Raw genomic sequence first — 19,674 nt, forward strand, 5'->3', positions numbered from 1 at the left:
CATGCGTCGGCTCGCGTTGATCGGCCTGCTGCTCGCCAGCAGTGCCTGCGCGAAACCGCTCGGCAAACCCGGCACCGCTTTGGCACCACCCGCCGATCTGGCACCGAGCTGCAGCGCGGCCTCGGCGCAATCGTTCGTCGGGAAGGTCGGCGATGAAGTCATCGAGGCTGCGCGCAAGGCCGCCGATGCCGATCTGGTGCGCGTGATCAGGCCAGGCATGGCCGTGACGATGGACTTTCGCGGCGACCGGCTGAATTTGAAGCTGGACGACACTGGCAAGATCGTGGCGGTGACCTGCGGCTAGCTCCCCCGCCCTGCCAAGGGAGGGGACCGGGGTGGGTAGCGACCGACGTGGCTCGATGCCACCGAAGGCGCACTTGGCTCCAGCGCAGACGCTCGCTTCACTCGCGACCCGTCCCTCAATCCCCTCCTAAAAGGGAGGGGTGATTATGTTGTCATCGTGCCCCATCACCCCCTATACGTTCCCCATGGCCGATGACCTTTTCGCTTCCGCACCTTCCACCAGTTCCGGAAATTACGACGCCTCATCCATCGAGGTGCTCGAAGGGCTCGAACCGGTGCGCCGCCGCCCCGGCATGTATATCGGCGGCACCGACGAGCGCGCGTTCCACCATCTTGCCGCCGAAGTGCTCGACAATGCGATGGACGAAGCGGTCGCCGGCCATGCCACCCGGATCGAGGTATCGCTCGCCGCCGGCAATCGGCTGACCATCATCGACAATGGCCGCGGCATGCCGGTCGACCCGCATCCCAAATTTCCGGGCAAGTCGGCGCTCGAAGTGATCATGACCATGCTCCATTCGGGCGGCAAGTTCAGCGACAAGGCCTATACCACCAGCGGCGGCCTGCATGGCGTCGGCGTCTCGGTGGTCAATGCCTTGTCCAGCGACACGGTGATCGAGGTCGCGCGCAACAAGGAACTGTATCGCCAGCGCTTCTCGCGCGGCCTCGCTGTCACCGGGCTCGAAAAGCTGGGCGCGGCCCCCAACCGGCGCGGCACCAGCGTCACCTTCACCCCCGACACCGAGATTTTCGGCGAGGCTGCGAAGTTCCGGCCCTCCCGGCTGATGCGGCTCGCCCGATCAAAGGCCTATCTCTATGCCGGCGTCGAGATACGCTGGCGCTGCGATCCGAGCGTCATCACCGACGACACGCCCGCCGATGCGGTATTCCAGTTTCCCGGCGGCCTCGCCGATCATCTTGCCGAACAGATCGGCACCCGCGAATGCGCGACCACCGGCTTCTTCATGGGCAAGCATGATTTTCCCGATGCGCAGGGCTCGGTCGAATGGGCCGTCGCATGGCCCTTATGGTCGGAAGGATCGTATAGCTATTATTGCAACACGATCCCGACCCCGGACGGCGGCACCCACGAGCAGGGCCTGCGCACCGCTTTGGTGAAGGGCATCCGCGCCTTCGCCGAACTGGTCGGGCAGAAGAAGGCGAAGGATGTCAGCGCCGACGATATCGTCGTTGGTTCCGAACAGATGCTGTCGGTGTTCATCCGCGATCCGCAATTCCAGAGCCAGACCAAGGACCGGTTGACCTCGCCCGACGCGGCGCGCCTCGTCGAAAATGCGGTGCGCGATCATTTCGATCATTTCCTTGGCGACAATGTCGAGCGTGGCAAGGCTTTGCTCGCTTTCGTGCTCGATCGCATGGACGAACGGCTGCGCCGCAAGGCCGAACGCGACATCAAGCGCAAGACCGCCACATCAGGCCGCAAGCTGCGCCTGCCCGGCAAGCTCACCGACTGTTCGAACGATGATCCGACCGGCACCGAGATCTTCATCGTCGAAGGCGATAGCGCCGGCGGGTCGGCCAAGCAGGCGCGCGACCGCAAGACGCAGGCAATCCTGCCGATCCGCGGCAAGATCCTCAACGTGGCCTCGGCGAACAGCGCCAAGATTTCGGCCAATCTGGAGATCGCCGATCTGATCCAGGCGCTCGGCTGCGGCTCCCGCGACAAATGCAACGCGGATCTGCTGCGCTACGAGCGGGTCGTGATCATGACCGACGCCGATGTCGATGGCGCGCATATCGCGACCCTGCTGATGACCTTCTTCTTTCAGGAGATGCCAGACATCGTCCGCCGCGGCCACCTCCACCTCGCCCGCCCGCCGCTCTACCGGCTGACCGCCGGCACCAAAAGCGTCTATGCGATGGATGACGAACATCGCGCCGAAATCGAGGCCAAGGAGTTCAAAGGCAAGAAGGTCGAAGTCGCGCGCTTCAAGGGCCTCGGCGAGATGAATCCGATGCAGTTGCGCGAAACCACGATGGACCCCAAGACCCGCACCCTGCTGCGCGTCACCTTGCCGCAGGAATATGAGGAGCGTGCCAGCGTGCGCGATCTGGTCGAGCGGCTGATGGGCAAAAATCCCGAGCATCGCTTTGCGTTCATCCAGGCCAATGCGGCGATGGTCGATGATGAGGCGATCGACGCCTGACGAAGGCTTTCGACCCCTTCAACGAGAAAGCTGGCCCCGCATTGCAACTCCGCCGCGTGTTCCGTGTTTCGTTCAGGGAATGTTCGCCAGAGCCAGCTGAGGGATCCAATGCTGATTTTCCGTCGGGCGGTCGACGTCGCCTTCGGCGCCAGAGCCGGACCAGTCATCCCGGACGGGGCCGTCGACGAACGCTGGTTCGCCAGCCAGGTCTGCCGCAATTGCGGCGATTCGCTCACCACTCCCTATTGCGGGGCCTGCGGCCAGAAGGCAGCGAAGCGGCTCGCCTGGCGCGACATCGGCAGGGAAAGCTGGGATCGGCTTCGACTGTTCGAATTCCGGTCGGTTGGAACGCTTGCCCGTCTGATCGTCTCGCCGGGCCGCATTGCCCGCGAATATGTGCTCGGCCGGCGCCGTTCGCATATGCACCCGCTGAAGCTGCTGGTCGCCCTTGTGGCCGTGCTGGTGCTCATGCTCGCCGCCAACCGCTATTTCATCCAATATGGCTTCTCCGGGCGCAATGGCGACGTCGATCGCATGGCCGAACGGGTGATCGCTTATGCGAACTGGAGCTTCTCGCTCGGCATTTTCTCTATTTTCCTGGGATCGTGGATCATATTCCGGCAACGGCTCGGCTATAATTTCATCGAGCACATAGTCTTGGCGCTCTATTGCCAGAATATCATCCTCGGGCTGATCATAATCAATCTCCTGCCGACATTGATCTGGAACGATCCGGAATTCATCGGTTGGCATAAGATGGCATCGCAATATTATGTCCCTGCCATAAAAATCCTGATCGTCGGCATTGCGTACAAACAATTCTTTCTGCTGGCGTTGAAGTCGGATTGGCCCAGGCTGGCCTCGGCCTGTCTTATCTATGCGGGATCGGCATGGATACTCTTGCGTATCTATGCGTCGGCCATCCTGTGGCTGGTCAGTCGGTCAGGGTGAGGAGGCGATATGCAATGGACATCCATGGCTCCGGCCGCAACGGCATTGGCGCTATTGCTGCTGCCGGGCTGCCACTCGAAGAGCGATCAGGCCGCGACCGCCTTATCGGGGTCGGACAAAGTCGAAGCCATCGCCTCGACACTGCAGGCCTGCTCGTACGATGGCAAGCCTGTCACTGCCGACGCCACCTCGCTGGCAGGCAACGCGCCTGACGAATGTTCGGCAGCCGTGCATCGAATCATGGGTTTTACCGGCCTTCCTGCCAATTTCATCGTCGTCTCTGGGCCGGTCGACAATGCGGCGGCGGTTATTCTTCTCGATCAGAATCGGGTCCCCCGGCGGGTCATAGCATTCAACCCGAAATTCATGTCGACGGCCGAAGCCGAGGTCGGCGGCAATCCGTGGGGGCCGATCAGCATCATGGCGCATGAGATCGCCCACCATCTGTCCGGTCACACAATTACGCCCGGCGGAAGCCGCCCGGAAATTGAACTGGAGGCTGACAAGTTCAGCGGCTTCATTCTCCAGAAGATGGGGGCGCCGCTCAGTTCCGCGACGCAGATGATCCTGACCGTTGGGGCCGATCACGGCACGCCTACCCACCCCGACAAGCAGCACCGCGCAGATGCGATCCGGCAGGGCTGGATCGAATCCTGCCAGCAGTCGGGCGGTAGCCACTGCGGCGATGCCGGCGCAGTACCGGTCACCCCATCATCGGCAATCCCGGGCATGGATATGGCTTCCGGCGCGATCAGGGCATTGCCCGCACCGGGGTCGATCCCCTTCAAATATGGCCATTTCGTGGTCGATGAAACCGGCAAGCTCGATCCCGTGCGAACCAGGGCGATGGAGGCGAAACTCTATGCATTGGCCAAGGATGTTGGCGTCGAATTCTCAATTCTCGTCGTGAACGATCTGCACGGCATGTCGGCCAGCGAATATGCCTGGGCGATGATGCGGCAATTGCGTGTCGGCAAGCTCGACGTCGGCAACGGCGCAGTCGTGGTCGTTGCTCCCCGCCAGAGGCAAGCCGCTGTCGCCTTCGGCCCCGGTCTCGCCAAGGAGGCGGAATTTTCCAAGCCCGATACCCAGCTGCTCAACTGGATCGATACCGCCTGGCACTATTGCGATGACGGCGACGGGTGCCAGGGCTGGACCGACAACCTCTTCAACATCTTCTCCTTCACCCTGTCGAACGCCAGCCACACCCGATGGACGATCCAATATCCAACGCTGGGGCAGCTGCTCGACCATTATCACCAGGTAGAGGCCGATCGGCTACGGACCAAAAGGCCGTTCAATCCCGAAACCGATCAGCCGCTGGGCAGCCTGCTGCGGGTCAGCGGACGCATCACCAGCCTCGGTCCGCCCACCGGGATCGGCTCGGCCAACAGCCGTATCCTCGGCGGCGAACTCGGCTATACTGCCGTCAGCATGAAGACGGACGATGGCTATCCGGTGATCCTCTATGTATCGCCGCGGATTGCGGGATTGATGCCTTCCGGCAAGCTCAGGGCAGGCCAACATTATACGGTGGTGGGGCGCCTCCAGCAAACCGGCGACCGCAACCGGCAAGCATCGGCACTCTGGCTTTTCAGCTACGATCCGATCTGATCGCCCCGCGAAGACGCACCCCTCTTGCATTTCGTTGCGGATGGGACACAAACGGTCGGTAGCACGTTCATCCGGCTGAAGAGAGACCCGCACGAGCCGATGACCGCCCATATCCACGCCATCGGCACCGCCGTTCCTACCCACGACATCCACGCGGCGTTCATTGCCTGGGCCACGCCGCGCATCGCCGACGATCGCGAGCGCAAGCTATTCGCGCGGATGGCCGGGCGATCGGGGATTACGCACCGCTGGTCGGTGCTGCCGAAATCGGCAGGCGGCGGATCGCCAGTCGATGCCGGAGGATTCTATCACGACCGGCTTCCCCCCACGTCGGAACGAATGGCGGCCTATGCCGTCGACGCCCCCGCGCTGGCGCTAGAGGCGATCGCCGCGCTGGCCAGGCAGGTTGCGATCGATCGCATCACCCATCTGGTGGTCGCCAGTTGCACCGGTTTCGTTGCGCCCGGCATCGACCAGATCATCGCGGCAGAACTCGGGTTGGGCGGCGACGTCGAACGCACCCTCGTCGGCTTCATGGGCTGCTATGCGGCCGTCGCCGCGCTCCGCGTCGCGCATTATATCGCCGGCTCCGATCCTGCTGCGCGCGTGCTGGTCGTTACCGTCGAACTATCGACGCTCCACTTGCAGGATGCGCGCGAAATCGAGCCGCTGCTGGCAATGCTTCAGTTCGCCGATGGTGCCGCGGCCGCGCTCGTCAGTGCCCGACCGCAGGGACTTGCGATCGAACGCTTCTTCGCCGCGACCCTGCCCGATAGCGCCGACCTGATCCGCTGGACGATCGGCGATCAGGGTTTCGCGATGCACCTGTCGGGCGAAGTGCCCGCTCGCATCGGCACGGCACTGGCCGACTCCCGCTTCCGGGAACGGCTGTTTGGCGGCCGGTCGCCGGCGGACATTCGCGGCTGGGCAGTCCATGCGGGTGGACGATCGATCCTTGATGCGGTCGAACACGCGCTCGCTCTGCCCGATCCCGCGCTTGCCGCATCGCGCGACGTGCTCGAACGGTTCGGCAATATGTCCTCATCGACATTGATGTTCGTGCTCGATGCGCTGATGGCTCAGCCCGACATGGAAGATGGCATCGCCATCGCCTTCGGCCCGGGCCTCGCCGCCGAGGGTTTCGCACTGCGCCGGATATGATCCGGCAGCACCCACCGCACCGCGCATGCGCCTCCCGCATCCGCTGATTGCGGGCGGTGGCCCTGCCGGATCGGCTATAGCGATCCTGCTGGCGCGCGGCGGCGCGCGGCCGATGCTGATCGAGCGCACGCGCGAGGCCCATGATGTGGTCTGCGGCGGCTTTCTGGGCGCCGATGCTATCGCTTTGCTCGGCCGGCTCGGGATCGACGTTGCCCTGCTGGGCGCGCACCCGATCCATCGCATACGCGTGGTCGCGGGAGGGCGCGAAATGGAGACCCACCTTCCCTTCGCCGCCGCCGGCCTCTCGCGCCGCACGCTCGATGCGACCATGATCGGCATGGCCGCGCGCGAAGGCGCCGCCGTCGAGCGGGGCGTGACCGTCCGCGCGATCGACCTCGCGGCGCGCCGACTCGATCTCGCCGACGGCACGGTGCTCGAATCCGACAGACTGTTCATCGCGACCGGCAAGCATGACGTTCGCGGCGGAGGTCGGCCCGTCGACGCGCCCGGATCGGATCCCGCAATTGGCTTCAGGATCGCCATCACGCCGTCGCCCGCCCTCACCACCGCACTGACCGGCGTGATCGAACTTCACCTGTTCCGCCATGGCTATGCCGGCCTGCTGTTGCAGGAAGACGGCAATGCCAATCTCTGCCTGTCGATCGCGCAATCGCGACTGCGCGATGCCGGCGGCCGGCCGGAGACGTTGATCCCGTCTCTGGGCGATGCACCGCGCCTGGGCGAGCGGCTGGACATGGCGGTTTCGACCGGATCATGGTCGAGCATCGCCCGCATTGCCTATGGCTGGCGGCAACAGACCGGCGTCGACGGCATATTCCGTCTCGGCGATCAGGCCGCGGTCATCGCCAGTCTCGCGGGCGACGGCATCGCGATCGCACTGGCGAGCGCCTGTCGGGCGAGCGCGGCCTGCCTCGCCAATGGCCCGCAAGGCGCCCTCGATTTTCAGCACGGCTTCAGCCGCCATGTCCGAAGGCCGCTCGCGCTCGCCGGCCTGCTGCGCGGGGCAGGTGAAAATGGCCGGGCGGCGGGTCCTCTAATCGCTTTGCTTGGTCATTGTCCCGGACTGGTGCGGCTGGCCGCATCCGCAACGCGGGTCGGATCGCGATGACGCTTCACATCGAGGAACAAATAGGGTACAGAAACTGCATCGGAAACGATTGCTGGTTCGAAAAAAATTTCGTCGCGATTTTTCTATAAAATGTATTGACTTCAATTACTTATATATCGTTCTTTTGTAACAGTTTTAAAGAGAAACACCCTGGAGTCGTTCACAAATGGCGTAAATCCAAATTCTGCGCGCCTCAATTCCCGCGCTCGGCCGCGCGCCTTTGCTCTTCTTCGGCGCGCTTCCGTGCCTTCTCGTCGCGCTTTTCCTGCTTGCGCATCTCGCGGCCGCGTTTGCGGTCGGCTTCGTCCTGGCTCGTCGTGGCCCAGTCGACGCCCTTGCTGACGACATGGACGGGCGCCATCACGACCGTCTTCGCCGTGCTCACGCAGCCGCCGAGCATCACCAGCGGCAGAAGGATCATTATCTTACGCAAGAGCCACGTCCTTTTATGCGGTCAGCGCCGCAACCAGCGCCTTGACCTTCTTCTGCCGCCATTGCGGCGTCGGCGCCACCAGCCAATAGGTGCGGCTGGTCGCGACCGCATCACCCTGTGCGACGATCCGCCCCGCGGCGATATCGTTGGCGGCGAGCAACGCCGGAACATGTGCCGATCCGAAACCGGCGACCGCAGCATCGATCGCGAGACCGGCATCGGCCACCGCGAGAGCCGCACCCTTGTCGCCTGCCGGGCAACCCGGCCAGGCTATCGGCGCGCCATCCGCCGGCCCCACCGTGACGATCGCGCCGTCGGACAGCTTGACGCCCTCATGCTCGCCAGGCCCCTCGGAATAGCTGATCGCCAGATCGAGATTGGCCTGGGTGAAATCGAGCCCTTCATCAGACGAGAGCAGGATGAAGCGCAGATCGGGATCGGACCGGCCATAATCGGCGAGCCGCGGCGCCAGCCATTTGGCGGTGAAGTCGCGCGGCGCGGCGATCGTCAGCGTCTTCGAGGACTGGCCGGCCTGCATCGCACGGACCGCTTCCTCAAACTCCAGGAATCCCGCGCGCAGCGGTTCGAGCCCTGCTTCACCCTCGGGCGTGAGTTCAAGCCCCTTGGCCGTACGGCGAAACAGCACGACGCCCAGCGTATCCTCGAGTGCCCGGATCTGCTGACCGACAGCCGCCGGCGTTACCGCCAGTTCATCGGCCGCGCGCGTGAATGACAGATGCCGCGCCGCCGCATCGAGCACGCGCAGGCCGTTGAGCGGAAGGTGAGTACGCTTCATCGCGCGACCGCGGGACCGATCAGCGAGAAGCGCGGAATCGCCGCCTGGAAAGTCGACCCATCCTCGGCGATCATATGATAGCTGCCTTCCATCGATCCGGTCGGCGTCTGCAAGGGGCAACCGGAGACATAGTCATAGCTCTTGCCGGGCTCGATCACCGGCTGTTCGCCGACCACACCTTCGCCCTGCACATCATGACGCCCGCCCCGCCCGTCGGTGATCACCCATTTGCGCGTGAGCAATTGCACCGCCTGGGTGCCGACATTCTCGATCCGGATATGATAGGCCCAGAACCACCGGCCCCGCGCAGGCTCCGACTGTTCGGCCATGAACGATACCGAAACCCGCACGATCACGCCCCGTGTCTGCGCGCTATAGGAGAACAGTCCGTTCATATCCGACAGTCCGTTCATGTTCCCGTGCCCCTCACAAGCCGATCGCCGTCAGCGCACGATTAAAATCGTCAATCACATCGAGCGGATCTTCCAGCCCCACGCTTAGACGCAACATCCCTTCTTCCACGCCCATTTCGGCGCGCACTTCGGCCGACAGCCCCGCATGGGTGGTCGAGCAGGGATGAGTCATCAGCGTACGAGAATCGCCGATATTGTTGGAGATATCAACCAATTCCAGCGCATCGAGCAAAGCATGGGCTTGCGGCCTGCCACCATCGAGATAGATCGAGATGATCGTGCCACCGGCCGACATCTGCTTCATCGCGAGCTTGTGCTGCGGATGGCTTTCGAGCGCCGGATAAAGCGTCCGGGGCACGCGCGTTTCGAGGAAGCGCGCAACCTTCAGCGCATTTTCGCTCTGCCGGTTGATCCGCAGATCGAGCGTTTCCAGCCCCTTGAGCACCACCCAGGCGTTGAATGCGGACAGGGTCGGCCCCGTATTGCGGGTGAAGGCGAGCAAAGTCGTGTTGATGAACTCGTTCGTCCCGCAGACGGCTCCGGCCAGCACGCGCCCCTGCCCATCCATCATCTTGGTCGCCGAATAAGCCACGATATCCGCGCCATAATCCATCGGCCGCTGCAACAGCGAGGTTGCGAAGGCATTGTCGACAACCGTCTTCAGGCCGCTATCCTTCGCGATCCGGCACACCGCCTCGAGATCGACGACGTCCAGCGTCGGGTTAGCCGGCGTTTCGAAGAAGAATAATTTGGTATTGGGCCGGATCGCCGCCTTCCACGCATCATTGTCGGTACCATCGACGATCGTCGCGGTGATGCCGAAGCGCGGCAGCAGTGTGTCGGTGAGCCAGCGACACGATCCGAAAGCGGCTCGCCCCGCCACCAGATGGTCGCCCGCGCTCAGCTGGCACAGCAGCGCGGCGGTCATTGCCGCCATCCCCGATGCCATGCAACGCGCAGCCTCGGCGCCTTCCATCAGCGCGATTCGCTCCTCCAGCATCTCGACGGAGGGGTTCTGGAGCCGCGAATAGGTCATCCCCTTCTGCTCGCCGGCGAACCGCGCCGCCGCATCCGCCGCGCAATCATAGGCAAAGCCGGAAGTGAGGAAGATCGCTTCGCTGGTCTCCCCGAAATGCGATCGCGCGGTACCGCCACGCACAGCCTGCGTGGCGGGCCGCCATTTGGTGGTGATGCTGCGATCCTGGCCGGTAAGTTTCTTCATGAAATTTGCTTTGCCGCGCGAGGGGCGGCTCCGTCAATGCGCTTGGTCAATGCGCGGGGGCTTGTGAAGCACAGGCAGACCCCGATATGCCCCTCTTCAAATATCAGGAGGACCGATCATGGCGACTGCGATTCAGACTATCCCGCTCAAGACGATAAAGGGCGAAGACAGCTCGCTGGCTGATTATGCCGGCAAGGTACTGCTGCTCGTTAACGTCGCGTCAAAATGCGGCCTGACCCCGCAATATACGGCGCTCGAGAAGCTCTATGAAGATTATAAGGACAAAGGCTTCGCGGTACTGGGCTTTCCCGCCAACAATTTCGGTGCGCAGGAGCCCGGAACCGACAGCGAAATCGTGGAATTCTGCACCACCAATTTTGGCGTCGCCTTTCCGATGTTTTCGAAGATCTCGGTAAAAGGCGAGGATCAGCACCCGCTCTACCGCGAACTCACGACCAGCTATCCGACCGCCACGGCGAAAAATGATGACTTCCGGAAGCGGCTTGAAGGCTATGGCATGAAGCAGGAGAAGCCCAGCGACGTCTTCTGGAATTTCGAAAAATTCCTGATCGCCAAGGACGGCACGATCGCCAACCGCTTCGCGCCGGACGTCACGCCCAACGATCCGATCGTCATCGCCGCAATCGACGCCGAACTGGCGAAGTAGGAGGGCCCCCGCCCATCTTATATAAATGTCCCCTCCCTTTTCAGGGAGGGGTAAGGGGGTGGGTAATGACTGAAGCGGCTCGATGCCGCTGAAGGCATATTGTGACGGGCGTTCGGGACGCTCGCGACCCACCCCTTGATCCCCTCCCTGAAAAGGGAGGGGAGGTGAGGTTCACCGCGCCTGCAACAGCTCATCCAGCCACGCCGGCTCCGTGCCAGTACGCTCCAGCCGCGGATAGCGGTTCCCGCCGAAATAACCGATTGAAACCGTGCGATACTGGTCACCATGTTTCACCAGCAGATCGATCGGCTGCCTTGTTCGCGCCGCGGCCGCGATCCGATCCACCAGGCGCCCCGCGTCGAACGCTTCGCCATCCAGCGCGACCAGAGTGGTCCCCGTCGTGAGGCCGGCAGCAAAGGCCGGACTGTCCCATATGACCTGTGACAAGGTCTTGTCATTGTCGATCACGATCCCCAGCGAATAGCTCAGATCGGTCTGCTTGCGGCGTCGCTCTTCGTTGCGCCAGTAGGCCGTCGGCTTGTCGCCATAGACCAGCCGATACCCTCCCGCCGCCAGCCAGCCCAGCGGCGCGCGCGGCTGTGCGGTATCGACGCGGCTGCGCAAGAAGGCCGCCCAATCGAAGGGGGCGATATCGTTCAGGGTCTTGACGACATCGTCAAATCGGTAGGTCAGCACGCCCCAGTCACCATCGCGCATCCCGAAGAACCCGCGCGCGAAATCGTCGAGCGATCGACGCCCCTTGGTCAGCGTACGGATCTGCATGTCGGTATCGAGCCAGACCAGCAGCCCCTCGTTGTAATAATCCTCGGATCGCTGCCAGCTCACCCATGGCTCGGGCCGCCGCGCCGCAACGATCGGATCGTTGGTGGTATCGCTGAGCGGCCGCCAGCTTCGCCCCGGCCGGCTGTCGAGCGACGCGGCGATCATCGCATAGGCCGACAGCGTATCCTCGGCCGACACCAGCCCCGATCGCGCTTGCAGAACATAGCCCCAATATTGGGTCTGCCCTTCATATACCCACAACAATGAATTGCGCATCGGTACAGAATAATCGGGCGTGTAAAGATCGGCGCCACGGCGATATTTGCCGTTCCAGCTATGCACATATTCGTGCGGCAGCAAATTGCGGCGCGCGGTCTGCTCGTCCCAATGGGTGAAGTAGCCGGTGGCGGTGCCATCCTCGCTGGATCGGTGATGCTCCAGCCCGATCCCGCCCATCCGATCGCTGATCGACAGCAGGAAATCATAATGGTCATAATGCTCCGCGCCGAACAGTCTGATCGCCTGTTCGACGAGCCGGCGGTGCCCGGCGATCTGGGCATCGCTCGCCGCAAGTTCCTCGGGGCGGTCGGCGGCGATGTTGAGGCGCACCTTCGGTGACAGATCGATCTTCCGAAAGAAGCGCCCCGCGATCATCGGACTGTCCACCAGCGTCTCGAAATCGACCGGTTTGAACGCTACCCGCCCGGTGGCGCCCTCGCTGACGGGATCGAGCGCCGCGCCATAATGCCATCTGTCGGGCAGGATCGCCGTGGGTGCGACCATGACGTTGCGGGTGAAATAGCCCGCCGGATAAAAGGCCGTCAGGTTCCACTGAAGATTGAGCATTTCCTGCGTCATGACCACGCGCCCCTGCCCCCCCGCGACCGGTGAAACATAGTCGAACGCCAGTTCGATCGCCGAAACGCCAGCCGGCACGACGACCCGGATTGCGTAAACGTTCACCGGATCGCGCCGCCATTGCAGCTCCTTGCCGCCCCCGACGATATGAAGCCCCGCCACGTCATCGATCGGGCCGCGCGGCGCGTGGTTGCCGGGCAACCACTGGGGATAGAGGAGTACCATTTCACCGGCCATCGGCACCGGAATCACTTCGCTAGCGCGAAAAATGCCACGGCGAACGTCAGTGGCATCCACCGTCAGTTCGATCGTGCCCGGAAAAGCGACATCGCGGGCGATTGGCACGCGATCGTCGATCGGCAGCGGTTGCGCCAATGTGTTCTCGATCGCCCGGCCGGACGCCGGTGCGAAGATCAGCGTGGACAACGCAGTCGTCAAAAGGAGACGGGCAAGGTTCATGCGGTTGGGCATCCGGTATATCGTGGTGACAACGATCATGGCGGCTTCGGATCGGATCGTCACCATGGTTCCATGCGAAATGCGCGGAACCACATGCTTGAATGGTTGGTGCAATCGCTTATGCCACTCGCATGGACGTGAAATTCGATATCGCGGCACACCACTCGAGAAGGCGGGGCGGTCATGGCGAAACCATAGGAATTCGCTACGTTTGCCATGGCGACGACTGGGCCGAGATGGCGATCGACTATGATGAACGACTCGTCATGACTCCTGCTAATGGCGTACTCGCGTCAGGCGCGATCATCTCGCTGATCGATAGCGCGAGCGGCCTTAGCATCGTCACAAAAATCGGCGAATTCCGGCCGTTGGCGACGCTCGATCTCCGGATCGACTATATGCGGGCGGCGGTACCTGGCCGAACGGTCACGGCGCGGGGTACATGCTATCGCATCACGCGCAGTGTTGCCTTCGTCCGTTGTGAAGCACATGACGGCGATCCAACCGATCTGATCGCGCATGCAAGCGGCAGCTTCCTGTTCACGAGCGGCGCATGAGAGCGCTCCCGCCTTATGGCAAATTGCTTGGCATTTCGTCGGTCCATGACGCGGCCGAGCCCGGCACATTGCTTATGCCCGCGATCTCGACGCTACGCGGCCGGCCGGGCTTCCTCCACGGTGGCGTGATCGCGGGCCTACTCGAACTGGCCTGCTACGAGGCGCTGCACATCGAATTGGGCGATGCCGAGGGCGTGAAAATCAAGCCGATCAACGTATCGGTCGACTTTCTGCGCGGTGGAATGATGACGGACACGTTCGCGGTCGCCAAAATTGTCCGTATTGGCCAGCGGATTGCCAATGCCGCCGCCGAAGTCTGGCAGGACGACCGCGGCCGGCTGATCGCCACCGCGCGAATGCACCTGCTGCTCGATCGGGGATGATCCGTTCCTCCTCGAGCCAGGCTCGAGGAGGAACGGATTCAAGCGGCCTTAAGCTGCCTTGGAACGGCTCGCGCGCTTGCGGTCGTTCGAGTCGAGGTAGCGCTTGCGCAAGCGGATCGACTTCGGCGTCACTTCGACGAGCTCATCGTCGTCGATATAGGCGATCGCCTGCTCGAGGGTCAGCCGCTTCGGCGGCGTCAGGCGGATCGCATCATCCTTGCCGCCCGATGCACGGAAGTTGGTGAGCTGCTTCGCCTTCATCGGATTGACTTCCATGTCGTCGGTCTTGGCGTTTTCGCCGACGATCATGCCTTCGTATAGCGCCTCGCCCGGCGCCACCATCAGGATGCCACGCTCTTCGAGCGGACCGAGCGCATAGGCATTGGCCTCACCGGCGCCGTTCGAGATCAAGACGCCATTCTTGCGGCCCTCAATATTGCCCTTGTGCGGACCATATTTCTCGAACAGTCGGTTCATGATACCGGTGCCGCGCGTGTCGGACAGGAATTCGCCATGATAGCCGATCAGCCCGCGCGACGGCGCCGAGAAGGTGATGCGGGTCTTGCCGCCGCCCGAAGGACGCATGTCGGTCAGTTCGGCCTTGCGGATCGCCATCTTCTCGACGACCGTGCCCGAATATTCCTCATCGACGTCGATCACGACGGTCTCATACGGCTCCTGCTTGGCGCCATTCTCATCCTCGCGGAACAGCACGCGCGGACGCGAGATGCCCAGTTCGAAGCCTTCGCGGCGCATCGTCTCGATCAGCACGCCGAGCTGGAGTTCGCCGCGGCCCGCGACTTCGTAGCTGTCCTTGTCGGCGCTCTCGGTCACCTTGATCGCGACATTCGATTCGCCTTCGCGCAGCAGACGATCGCGGATCATGCGGCTCGTCACCTTGGTGCCTTCGCGGCCCGCCATCGGGCTGTCGTTGACGGCGAAGCGCATCGACAGCGTCGGCGGATCGATCGGCTGCGCGTGCAGCGGCTCGGACACGCTCGGATCGCAGATCGTGTTGGCGACGGTCGCGATCGTCAGGCCGGCGATCGAGATGATGTCGCCGGCCTTGGCTTCCTCGGTCGGCACGCGCTCGAGGCCGCGGAAGGTCATGATCTTCGACGCGCGGCCGGTCTCGACGACCTTGCCCTCCGGATCGAGCGCGTGGATCGGCATGTTGGTCTTGACCGAGCCCGAAAAGACCAGGCCGGTCAGGATACGGCCCAGGAAATTGTCACGATCGAGCAGGGTCACGAGAAATTTGAATGGACCATCCGGATCGGCCTTGGGCGCCGGGACATGATCGACGATCTTCTGGAACAGCGGAGTCAGCGTGCCTTCGCGTGCCAATGGATCATCGCTCGCATAGCCGTTGCGGCCCGAAGCGAACAGAACAGGGAAGTCGAGCTGCTCGTCGGTCGCATCGAGGCTGACGAACAGATCGAACACCTCGTCGAGCACTTCCTGGGTGCGCTCGTCGGCACGATCGATCTTGTTGACGACAACGATCGGGCGCAGGCCCAGCGCGAGCGCCTTGCCGGTGACGAACTTGGTCTGCGGCATCGCGCCTTCGGACGAATCGACGAGCAGGATCACACCGTCGACCATCGACAGGATGCGTTCCACCTCGCCGCCGAAATCGGCGTGGCCGGGGGTGTCGACGATGTTGATGCGCGTCGGCTCACCACTGCTGCCGGTCCATTCGATCGACGTGCACTTCGCCAGGATCGTGATGCCACGCTCCTTTTCGAGGTCGTTCGAATCCATCGCGCGCTCTTCGATGCGCTGATTGTCGCGAAACGTACCCGACTGTCGAAAAAGCTGATCCACGAGCGTTGTCTTGCCGTGATCGACGTGCGCGATGATGGCCACATTGCGGAGGCTCATGGTCTCTGTATCCTGAATCTATAGGGAATTTGGGGGGCGCATAGCGGAATTGACGCTTTGCAACAAGGGAAGTCTTTTTGACTGACCCGGATTTGGCAAAGTTCCGGTAGCTTCGCGGCCGCGGCGAAGGAAAAAAAAGGCCGACCCCGAGGGGCCGGCCGTAAAGTCATTAGGAGAGGATGCCTGAAAGGCCCGTCCTTATTGCGACGCAGCGCATGATTCGACAAATGCCAATGCAACAAGCGATATTGCAATTTTTGCAATCACTGCAAAATGCTTGCCCGCCATCACCGGCCATGCTCGATTGCCCGCCAGGAGAGGCCCATCCGCATTTCAGGGAACGTAAGATGGATCGTCGCCAATTTCTTTACGGAGGAACCGCTGGCCTCACGCTCGCCAGCATGCCCTCATCGCGGCTCCTAGCCCAGGCGACTCCATTGTTCGACCCGGTCGGCGCGATCGTACCGATCCGGGCGACACCTGACCGCATCTTCCGCACGACCGTCTGCCTGCGCCCTTTTCGCGCCGTGGGTCCGCGGCTCGATGCGGAGCGGATCGGCCACAAGCTGGTTGTCCACAATTACGGCCATGGCGGCAGCGGCTGGTCGCTGAGTTGGGGTTCGGCGCAGGTGGTTGTCGCCAAGGCGATGGAACAGAGCCCGCGCGAGATTGCGGTGATCGGTGCCGGCGCGCTCGGCCTGACCGCCGCCATCACCGCGCAGCGCGCTGGGGCGAAGGTGACCATCTATACCAAAGATCGCTTCCCGAATGTGCGCTCAGCCCGCGCGACAGGAAGTTGGACGCCGGATTCACGAATCGCGATGGCCGATGCCGTCGGGCCGGAGTTCGGCGAACTCTGGTCGCGCATGGCGCATTCGAGCTATGCAATGTGGCAGTCCTATATCGGCTTGCCGGGCGATCCGGTCGAATGGAATGATCGCTATGTTTTGTCCGACGTCCCGATGGCGCAGTTTCGTGAGGCGATGCATGCGACCGAAATATCCGGCTTCGCCCATTATGCCGATCGCATCGCCGATATCACGCCGAGACCGCAGGAACTGCCAACGGGTAGCCACCCCTTCCCAACTGCTTATGCAACCCGTAACAGCCAGATGATGTTCAACGTCGCCGATCTCGCGCATCAGTTGACCACCGACTTTCTGTTGGCCGGCGGCACGATCAAAACCGCCGAGTTCTTCGATCCCCACGATCTGACCCGCCTCAAGCAGAATGTGATCATTAACTGCACGGGCTATGGCGCCCGCGCCTTGTTTCGGGACGAGAGCATCGTGCCGGTGCGCGGCCAGATCGCCTGGCTGCTGCCGCAGGCAGGCGCAAATTACGGATTATATTACAAGACGGTGAGCGTCCTCGCCCGGCGCGATGGCATTGTCGTGCAGGATATGGGGGTCGACGACCGCTTCGGCTTCAACGATGCCAACGAAACGCCCGACATCGCTGCTGCGCGCACCTCGGTCGATGTGCTGGCAGAAGTGTTCGCGCCGCGCTTGCCAGCCGCCGTCCGACGGCCCACATGATTTCGATGCAGGAGCGCGGTTTAGCGCGCACGCGGTAGCGTATCACTTGAATAATGCACCGCGCGCGGCCATCTTCGCGCCCGACACCGAAGACCAGGAGACGAGATTGATGGCGACCACCGTAACCGAGCCCGATCTGGTGCTGCAGGCGCCGGCGCCGGTGAAGGTGATCGCGCCCGACAAAGCCGCCGGTCTCGTACCGCTCCAGGACGAGCAGCGCACCAAGCTGGATGAGAAGGTCGATGCCTTCATCGCGGATCTGGTCGCCCAGAACACGAATAGCCCCGAATTCGGCAAGCGTGTCGATTCGATCAGCAATATGGGCCGCCGCGAAATTGCCGAGGCGGCCGGCCAATCAAACCGGTTCCTCGATCGGCCCGTAAAGGCGATCGATGCCGACACCGGGGTCGGCGCGGATCTCGCCGAACTCCGCCGTACGATCGAGGATCTCGATCCGGGCAGCCGCGGCAATCTGACGAGCCGCAAGAAATTGTTCGGCATCATCCCCTTCGGCAACAAATTGCGCGACTATTTCGACGGTTACAAGTCGGCGCAGAGCCACATCGCTTCGATCCTGCGCAGCCTCGCCTCGGGCAAGGATGAGCTGATCAAGGACAATGCCGCGATCGACGTCGAGCGGCAGAATCTATGGGCGGCGATGGGCCGGCTCGAGCAGATGATCCACCTCTCGAAGACGCTCGACGAGCGGCTCGAAAGCAAGGCGCTCGAACTTGACAGCAGCGATCCGGAAAAGGCCAAGGCGATCCGCGAGACGGCATTGTTCTACGTCCGGCAGCGTTCTACTGACCTGCTCACCCAGATGGCGGTGACGGTGCAGGGCTATCTGGCGCTCGATCTGGTCAAGAAGAACAATGTCGAACTGGTGAAGGGCGTCGATCGCGCCTCGACGACCACGGTCGCGGCCTTGCGCACCGCCGTCACCGTTGCGATGGCGCTCACCAACCAGAAGCTGGTGCTCCAGCAGATCACCGCACTCAACACCACCACCGCCAACATGATCGAATCGACCGGCGAACTGCTAAAGAGCCAGACTGCCGAGATCCACAAACAGGCCGCATCCTCGACCATCCCGATCGAGACGCTGCAGCGCGCGTTCCAGAACATCTATGACACGATGGATTCGATCGACCGCTTCAAGCTGGAAGCGCTTTCGTCGATGAAGCAGACGGTGACGACGCTCACCAGCGAAGTCGAAAAGTCGCGCGGCTATATCGCGCGGGCCGAAGGCGCAGCGCAGGCCCAGTCCGAACCGTTCAAGGCACTCGACAGCTGATGCCCGACAGCCGCGCCACCGTCGACCGCGCCGAGGAAATCCTCAACCGCGTCCGCGCGCGCACCAGCCCGCAGGCGATCAAGGCGCAGAAACGAAAATTCCTCGGCTTCATGCGGCGGCTTAAATATGCGTTCTTCGCAGTACTCGGCATCATGCTGGCGGCCGGCTTGTTCGGTGCATTTGTCAGCCCGCTCGGGATTTCGGGTTTCTTCCTGACCTGGGTCGCGATGATGATCACTGGCTTCGCGATTCTGCTCTGGCCATCGGAGCCGGCACCGACCCCACAGGCGATGGCGAAGGCCGATCTGCCCCTGCTCCCGGCCCAAACCGAACGCTGGCTGGAGGCGCAACGCCCTGCTCTGCCCGCCCCTGCCCAACGGCTCACCGATGATATCGGCGTGCAACTGGCGGCAATTGCCCCGCAATTGCGCGAACTCGATCCGCTCGAACCCGCGGCCGAAGAGGTGCGCAAGCTGATGGCCGTGGAATTGCCCGAGCTGATCGACGGCTATCGCAAGCTACCCGAAAACCTGCGCCGCGAAACCCGCAACGGCACGTCTCCCGACCGGCAACTTGTCGAGGGGCTGAAGGTTGTCGATGAAGAATTGAAGCGGATGAGCGAGCAACTTGCCAGCGGCGACCTGCACAAGCTGGCGACCCAGAACCGCTATCTCGAACTCAAATATCGTGGTGATGGCCCCGATCAGACGCCCTGAACAAGGCCATGAAATCGTCAGGCGCGGAGCCAGTGGCTTTCAGCGACGGGGATCAGATCGATGAGGCCGTGATCTGCGTGGGCGACGCGAACATGCTGGCGAACGACATCGGTGTCGCCGCGACGTGGAAAAGCCGGATCGCGACGCGCAACATCGACCAAAGGTTCGATCGGCACCGGCACCTTGTGCGCTTCTGCAAGCCATTCGGCGAAGGTCTTGCCGAAATAATTAACACGTCCCTGCATGTTTTCCTCCGAGCCGAACCCACCATGTTGCGTGGCAGTTCAGATATCCACCCCTCGTGATGATTTAATGAAAAATTGACACTTTTCGGTAGGAAAGTCG

19 protein-coding genes are annotated in these 19,674 nt (G+C 62.6%); 12 read left to right on the forward strand and 7 right to left on the reverse strand.

The window, feature by feature from the left end; translation table 11 throughout:
* Position 1: 1 nt before the first annotated feature.
* The 6 genes from BLS13_RS09585 (at position 2) to BLS13_RS09610 (ending at position 7,326) form a co-directional block, all read left to right on the forward strand.
* Positions 2-304: an I78 family peptidase inhibitor gene (locus tag BLS13_RS09585; protein ID WP_093451643.1), complete on the forward strand. Its 303-nt coding sequence runs from the start codon at positions 2-4 to the stop codon at positions 302-304.
* Positions 305-488: 184 nt separating this feature from the next.
* Entirely contained in the window at positions 489-2,471 is a 1,983-nt protein-coding gene (gene parE, locus BLS13_RS09590; RefSeq protein ID WP_093451644.1) for a DNA topoisomerase IV subunit B, read from the forward strand.
* 108 nt (positions 2,472-2,579) lie between these two features.
* Complete coding sequence (locus tag BLS13_RS09595) at positions 2,580-3,422, forward strand: DUF3667 domain-containing protein (RefSeq protein WP_093451646.1); 843 nt, start codon at positions 2,580-2,582, stop codon at positions 3,420-3,422.
* 9 nt (positions 3,423-3,431) lie between these two features.
* Positions 3,432-5,036: a TPM domain-containing protein gene (locus BLS13_RS09600; RefSeq protein WP_093451647.1), complete on the forward strand. Its 1,605-nt coding sequence runs from the start codon at positions 3,432-3,434 to the stop codon at positions 5,034-5,036.
* A 99-nt stretch (positions 5,037-5,135) separates the two neighbouring features.
* On the forward strand, positions 5,136-6,197 hold the full coding sequence (locus BLS13_RS09605) for a type III polyketide synthase (RefSeq protein ID WP_093451649.1): 1,062 nt from the start codon (positions 5,136-5,138) through the stop codon (positions 6,195-6,197).
* Between the two features lie 25 nt (positions 6,198-6,222).
* On the forward strand, positions 6,223-7,326 hold the full coding sequence (locus BLS13_RS09610) for an NAD(P)/FAD-dependent oxidoreductase (RefSeq protein ID WP_093451650.1): 1,104 nt from the start codon (positions 6,223-6,225) through the stop codon (positions 7,324-7,326).
* Between the two features lie 193 nt (positions 7,327-7,519).
* Here the strand turns inward: BLS13_RS09610 and BLS13_RS09615 are convergent, their stop codons facing one another.
* Genes BLS13_RS09615 through BLS13_RS09630 form a run of 4 tightly spaced genes read right to left on the reverse strand, consistent with a single transcriptional unit; the run spans position 7,520 to position 10,190 of the window.
* Positions 7,520-7,759: a hypothetical protein gene (locus tag BLS13_RS09615; RefSeq protein WP_371128198.1), complete on the reverse strand. Its 240-nt coding sequence runs from the start codon at positions 7,757-7,759 to the stop codon at positions 7,520-7,522.
* 13 nt (positions 7,760-7,772) lie between these two features.
* Entirely contained in the window at positions 7,773-8,555 is a 783-nt protein-coding gene (locus tag BLS13_RS09620) for a LysR family transcriptional regulator (RefSeq protein ID WP_093451653.1), read from the reverse strand.
* Positions 8,552-8,950, reverse strand: coding sequence for a Co2+/Mg2+ efflux protein ApaG (gene apaG / locus BLS13_RS09625; protein WP_037524322.1), 399 nt, complete (start codon positions 8,948-8,950; stop codon positions 8,552-8,554). Before apaG ends, BLS13_RS09620 begins: the two co-directional genes overlap by 4 nt.
* 31 nt (positions 8,951-8,981) lie before the next feature.
* The gene (locus BLS13_RS09630) at positions 8,982-10,190 is read right to left on the reverse strand and encodes a trans-sulfuration enzyme family protein (RefSeq protein WP_093451654.1); all 1,209 of its coding nucleotides are present in this window, start codon (positions 10,188-10,190) and stop codon (positions 8,982-8,984) included.
* Between the two features lie 118 nt (positions 10,191-10,308).
* Here BLS13_RS09630 and BLS13_RS09635 point away from each other — a divergent pair, with 118 nt between their 5' ends.
* Complete coding sequence (locus BLS13_RS09635; protein ID WP_093451656.1) at positions 10,309-10,857, forward strand: glutathione peroxidase; 549 nt, start codon at positions 10,309-10,311, stop codon at positions 10,855-10,857.
* 171 nt (positions 10,858-11,028) lie between these two features.
* Here the strand turns inward: BLS13_RS09635 and BLS13_RS09640 are convergent, their stop codons facing one another.
* Positions 11,029-12,957 carry a M61 family metallopeptidase gene (locus BLS13_RS09640; RefSeq protein WP_093451730.1) on the reverse strand — a complete coding sequence of 643 codons (1,929 nt, stop codon included), beginning with the start codon at positions 12,955-12,957 and terminating at the stop codon, positions 11,029-11,031.
* A 101-nt stretch (positions 12,958-13,058) separates the two neighbouring features.
* Here BLS13_RS09640 and BLS13_RS09645 point away from each other — a divergent pair, with 101 nt between their 5' ends.
* Positions 13,059-13,514 carry a PaaI family thioesterase gene (locus BLS13_RS09645; RefSeq protein WP_256325791.1) on the forward strand — a complete coding sequence of 152 codons (456 nt, stop codon included), beginning with the start codon at positions 13,059-13,061 and terminating at the stop codon, positions 13,512-13,514.
* On the forward strand, positions 13,511-13,897 hold the full coding sequence (locus tag BLS13_RS09650) for a PaaI family thioesterase (protein WP_093451657.1): 387 nt from the start codon (positions 13,511-13,513) through the stop codon (positions 13,895-13,897). The genes BLS13_RS09645 and BLS13_RS09650 overlap by 4 nt, the downstream gene beginning before the upstream one ends.
* A gap of 48 nt (positions 13,898-13,945) precedes the next feature.
* Here BLS13_RS09650 and typA read toward each other — a convergent pair whose 3' ends face one another.
* Positions 13,946-15,781 (reverse strand): translational GTPase TypA, encoded by a 1,836-nt coding sequence (gene typA / locus BLS13_RS09655; protein ID WP_093451659.1) that lies wholly within the window; start codon positions 15,779-15,781, stop codon positions 13,946-13,948.
* 347 nt (positions 15,782-16,128) lie between these two features.
* Between typA and BLS13_RS09660 the strand changes: the two genes are divergently transcribed.
* From BLS13_RS09660 to BLS13_RS09670, 3 genes are all read left to right on the forward strand, one after another.
* A complete protein-coding gene (locus tag BLS13_RS09660) occupies positions 16,129-17,319 on the forward strand; it encodes an FAD-dependent oxidoreductase (RefSeq protein WP_093451660.1) in 1,191 nt (396 codons plus the stop codon).
* 109 nt (positions 17,320-17,428) lie between these two features.
* Positions 17,429-18,613 carry a toxic anion resistance protein gene (locus tag BLS13_RS09665; RefSeq protein ID WP_093451733.1) on the forward strand — a complete coding sequence of 395 codons (1,185 nt, stop codon included), beginning with the start codon at positions 17,429-17,431 and terminating at the stop codon, positions 18,611-18,613.
* Positions 18,613-19,329, forward strand: a complete 717-nt coding sequence (locus BLS13_RS09670; protein ID WP_093451662.1) for a hypothetical protein — start codon at positions 18,613-18,615, stop codon at positions 19,327-19,329. Before BLS13_RS09665 ends, BLS13_RS09670 begins: the two co-directional genes overlap by 1 nt.
* 17 nt (positions 19,330-19,346) lie before the next feature.
* Here BLS13_RS09670 and BLS13_RS09675 read toward each other — a convergent pair whose 3' ends face one another.
* On the reverse strand, positions 19,347-19,574 hold the full coding sequence (locus BLS13_RS09675; protein WP_093451664.1) for a hypothetical protein: 228 nt from the start codon (positions 19,572-19,574) through the stop codon (positions 19,347-19,349).
* Between the last annotated feature and the right edge of the window lie 100 nt (positions 19,575-19,674).

The sequence above is a fragment of the Sphingomonas sp. YR710 genome (assembly GCF_900101455.1).
GTDB lineage: Bacteria > Pseudomonadota > Alphaproteobacteria > Sphingomonadales > Sphingomonadaceae > Rhizorhabdus.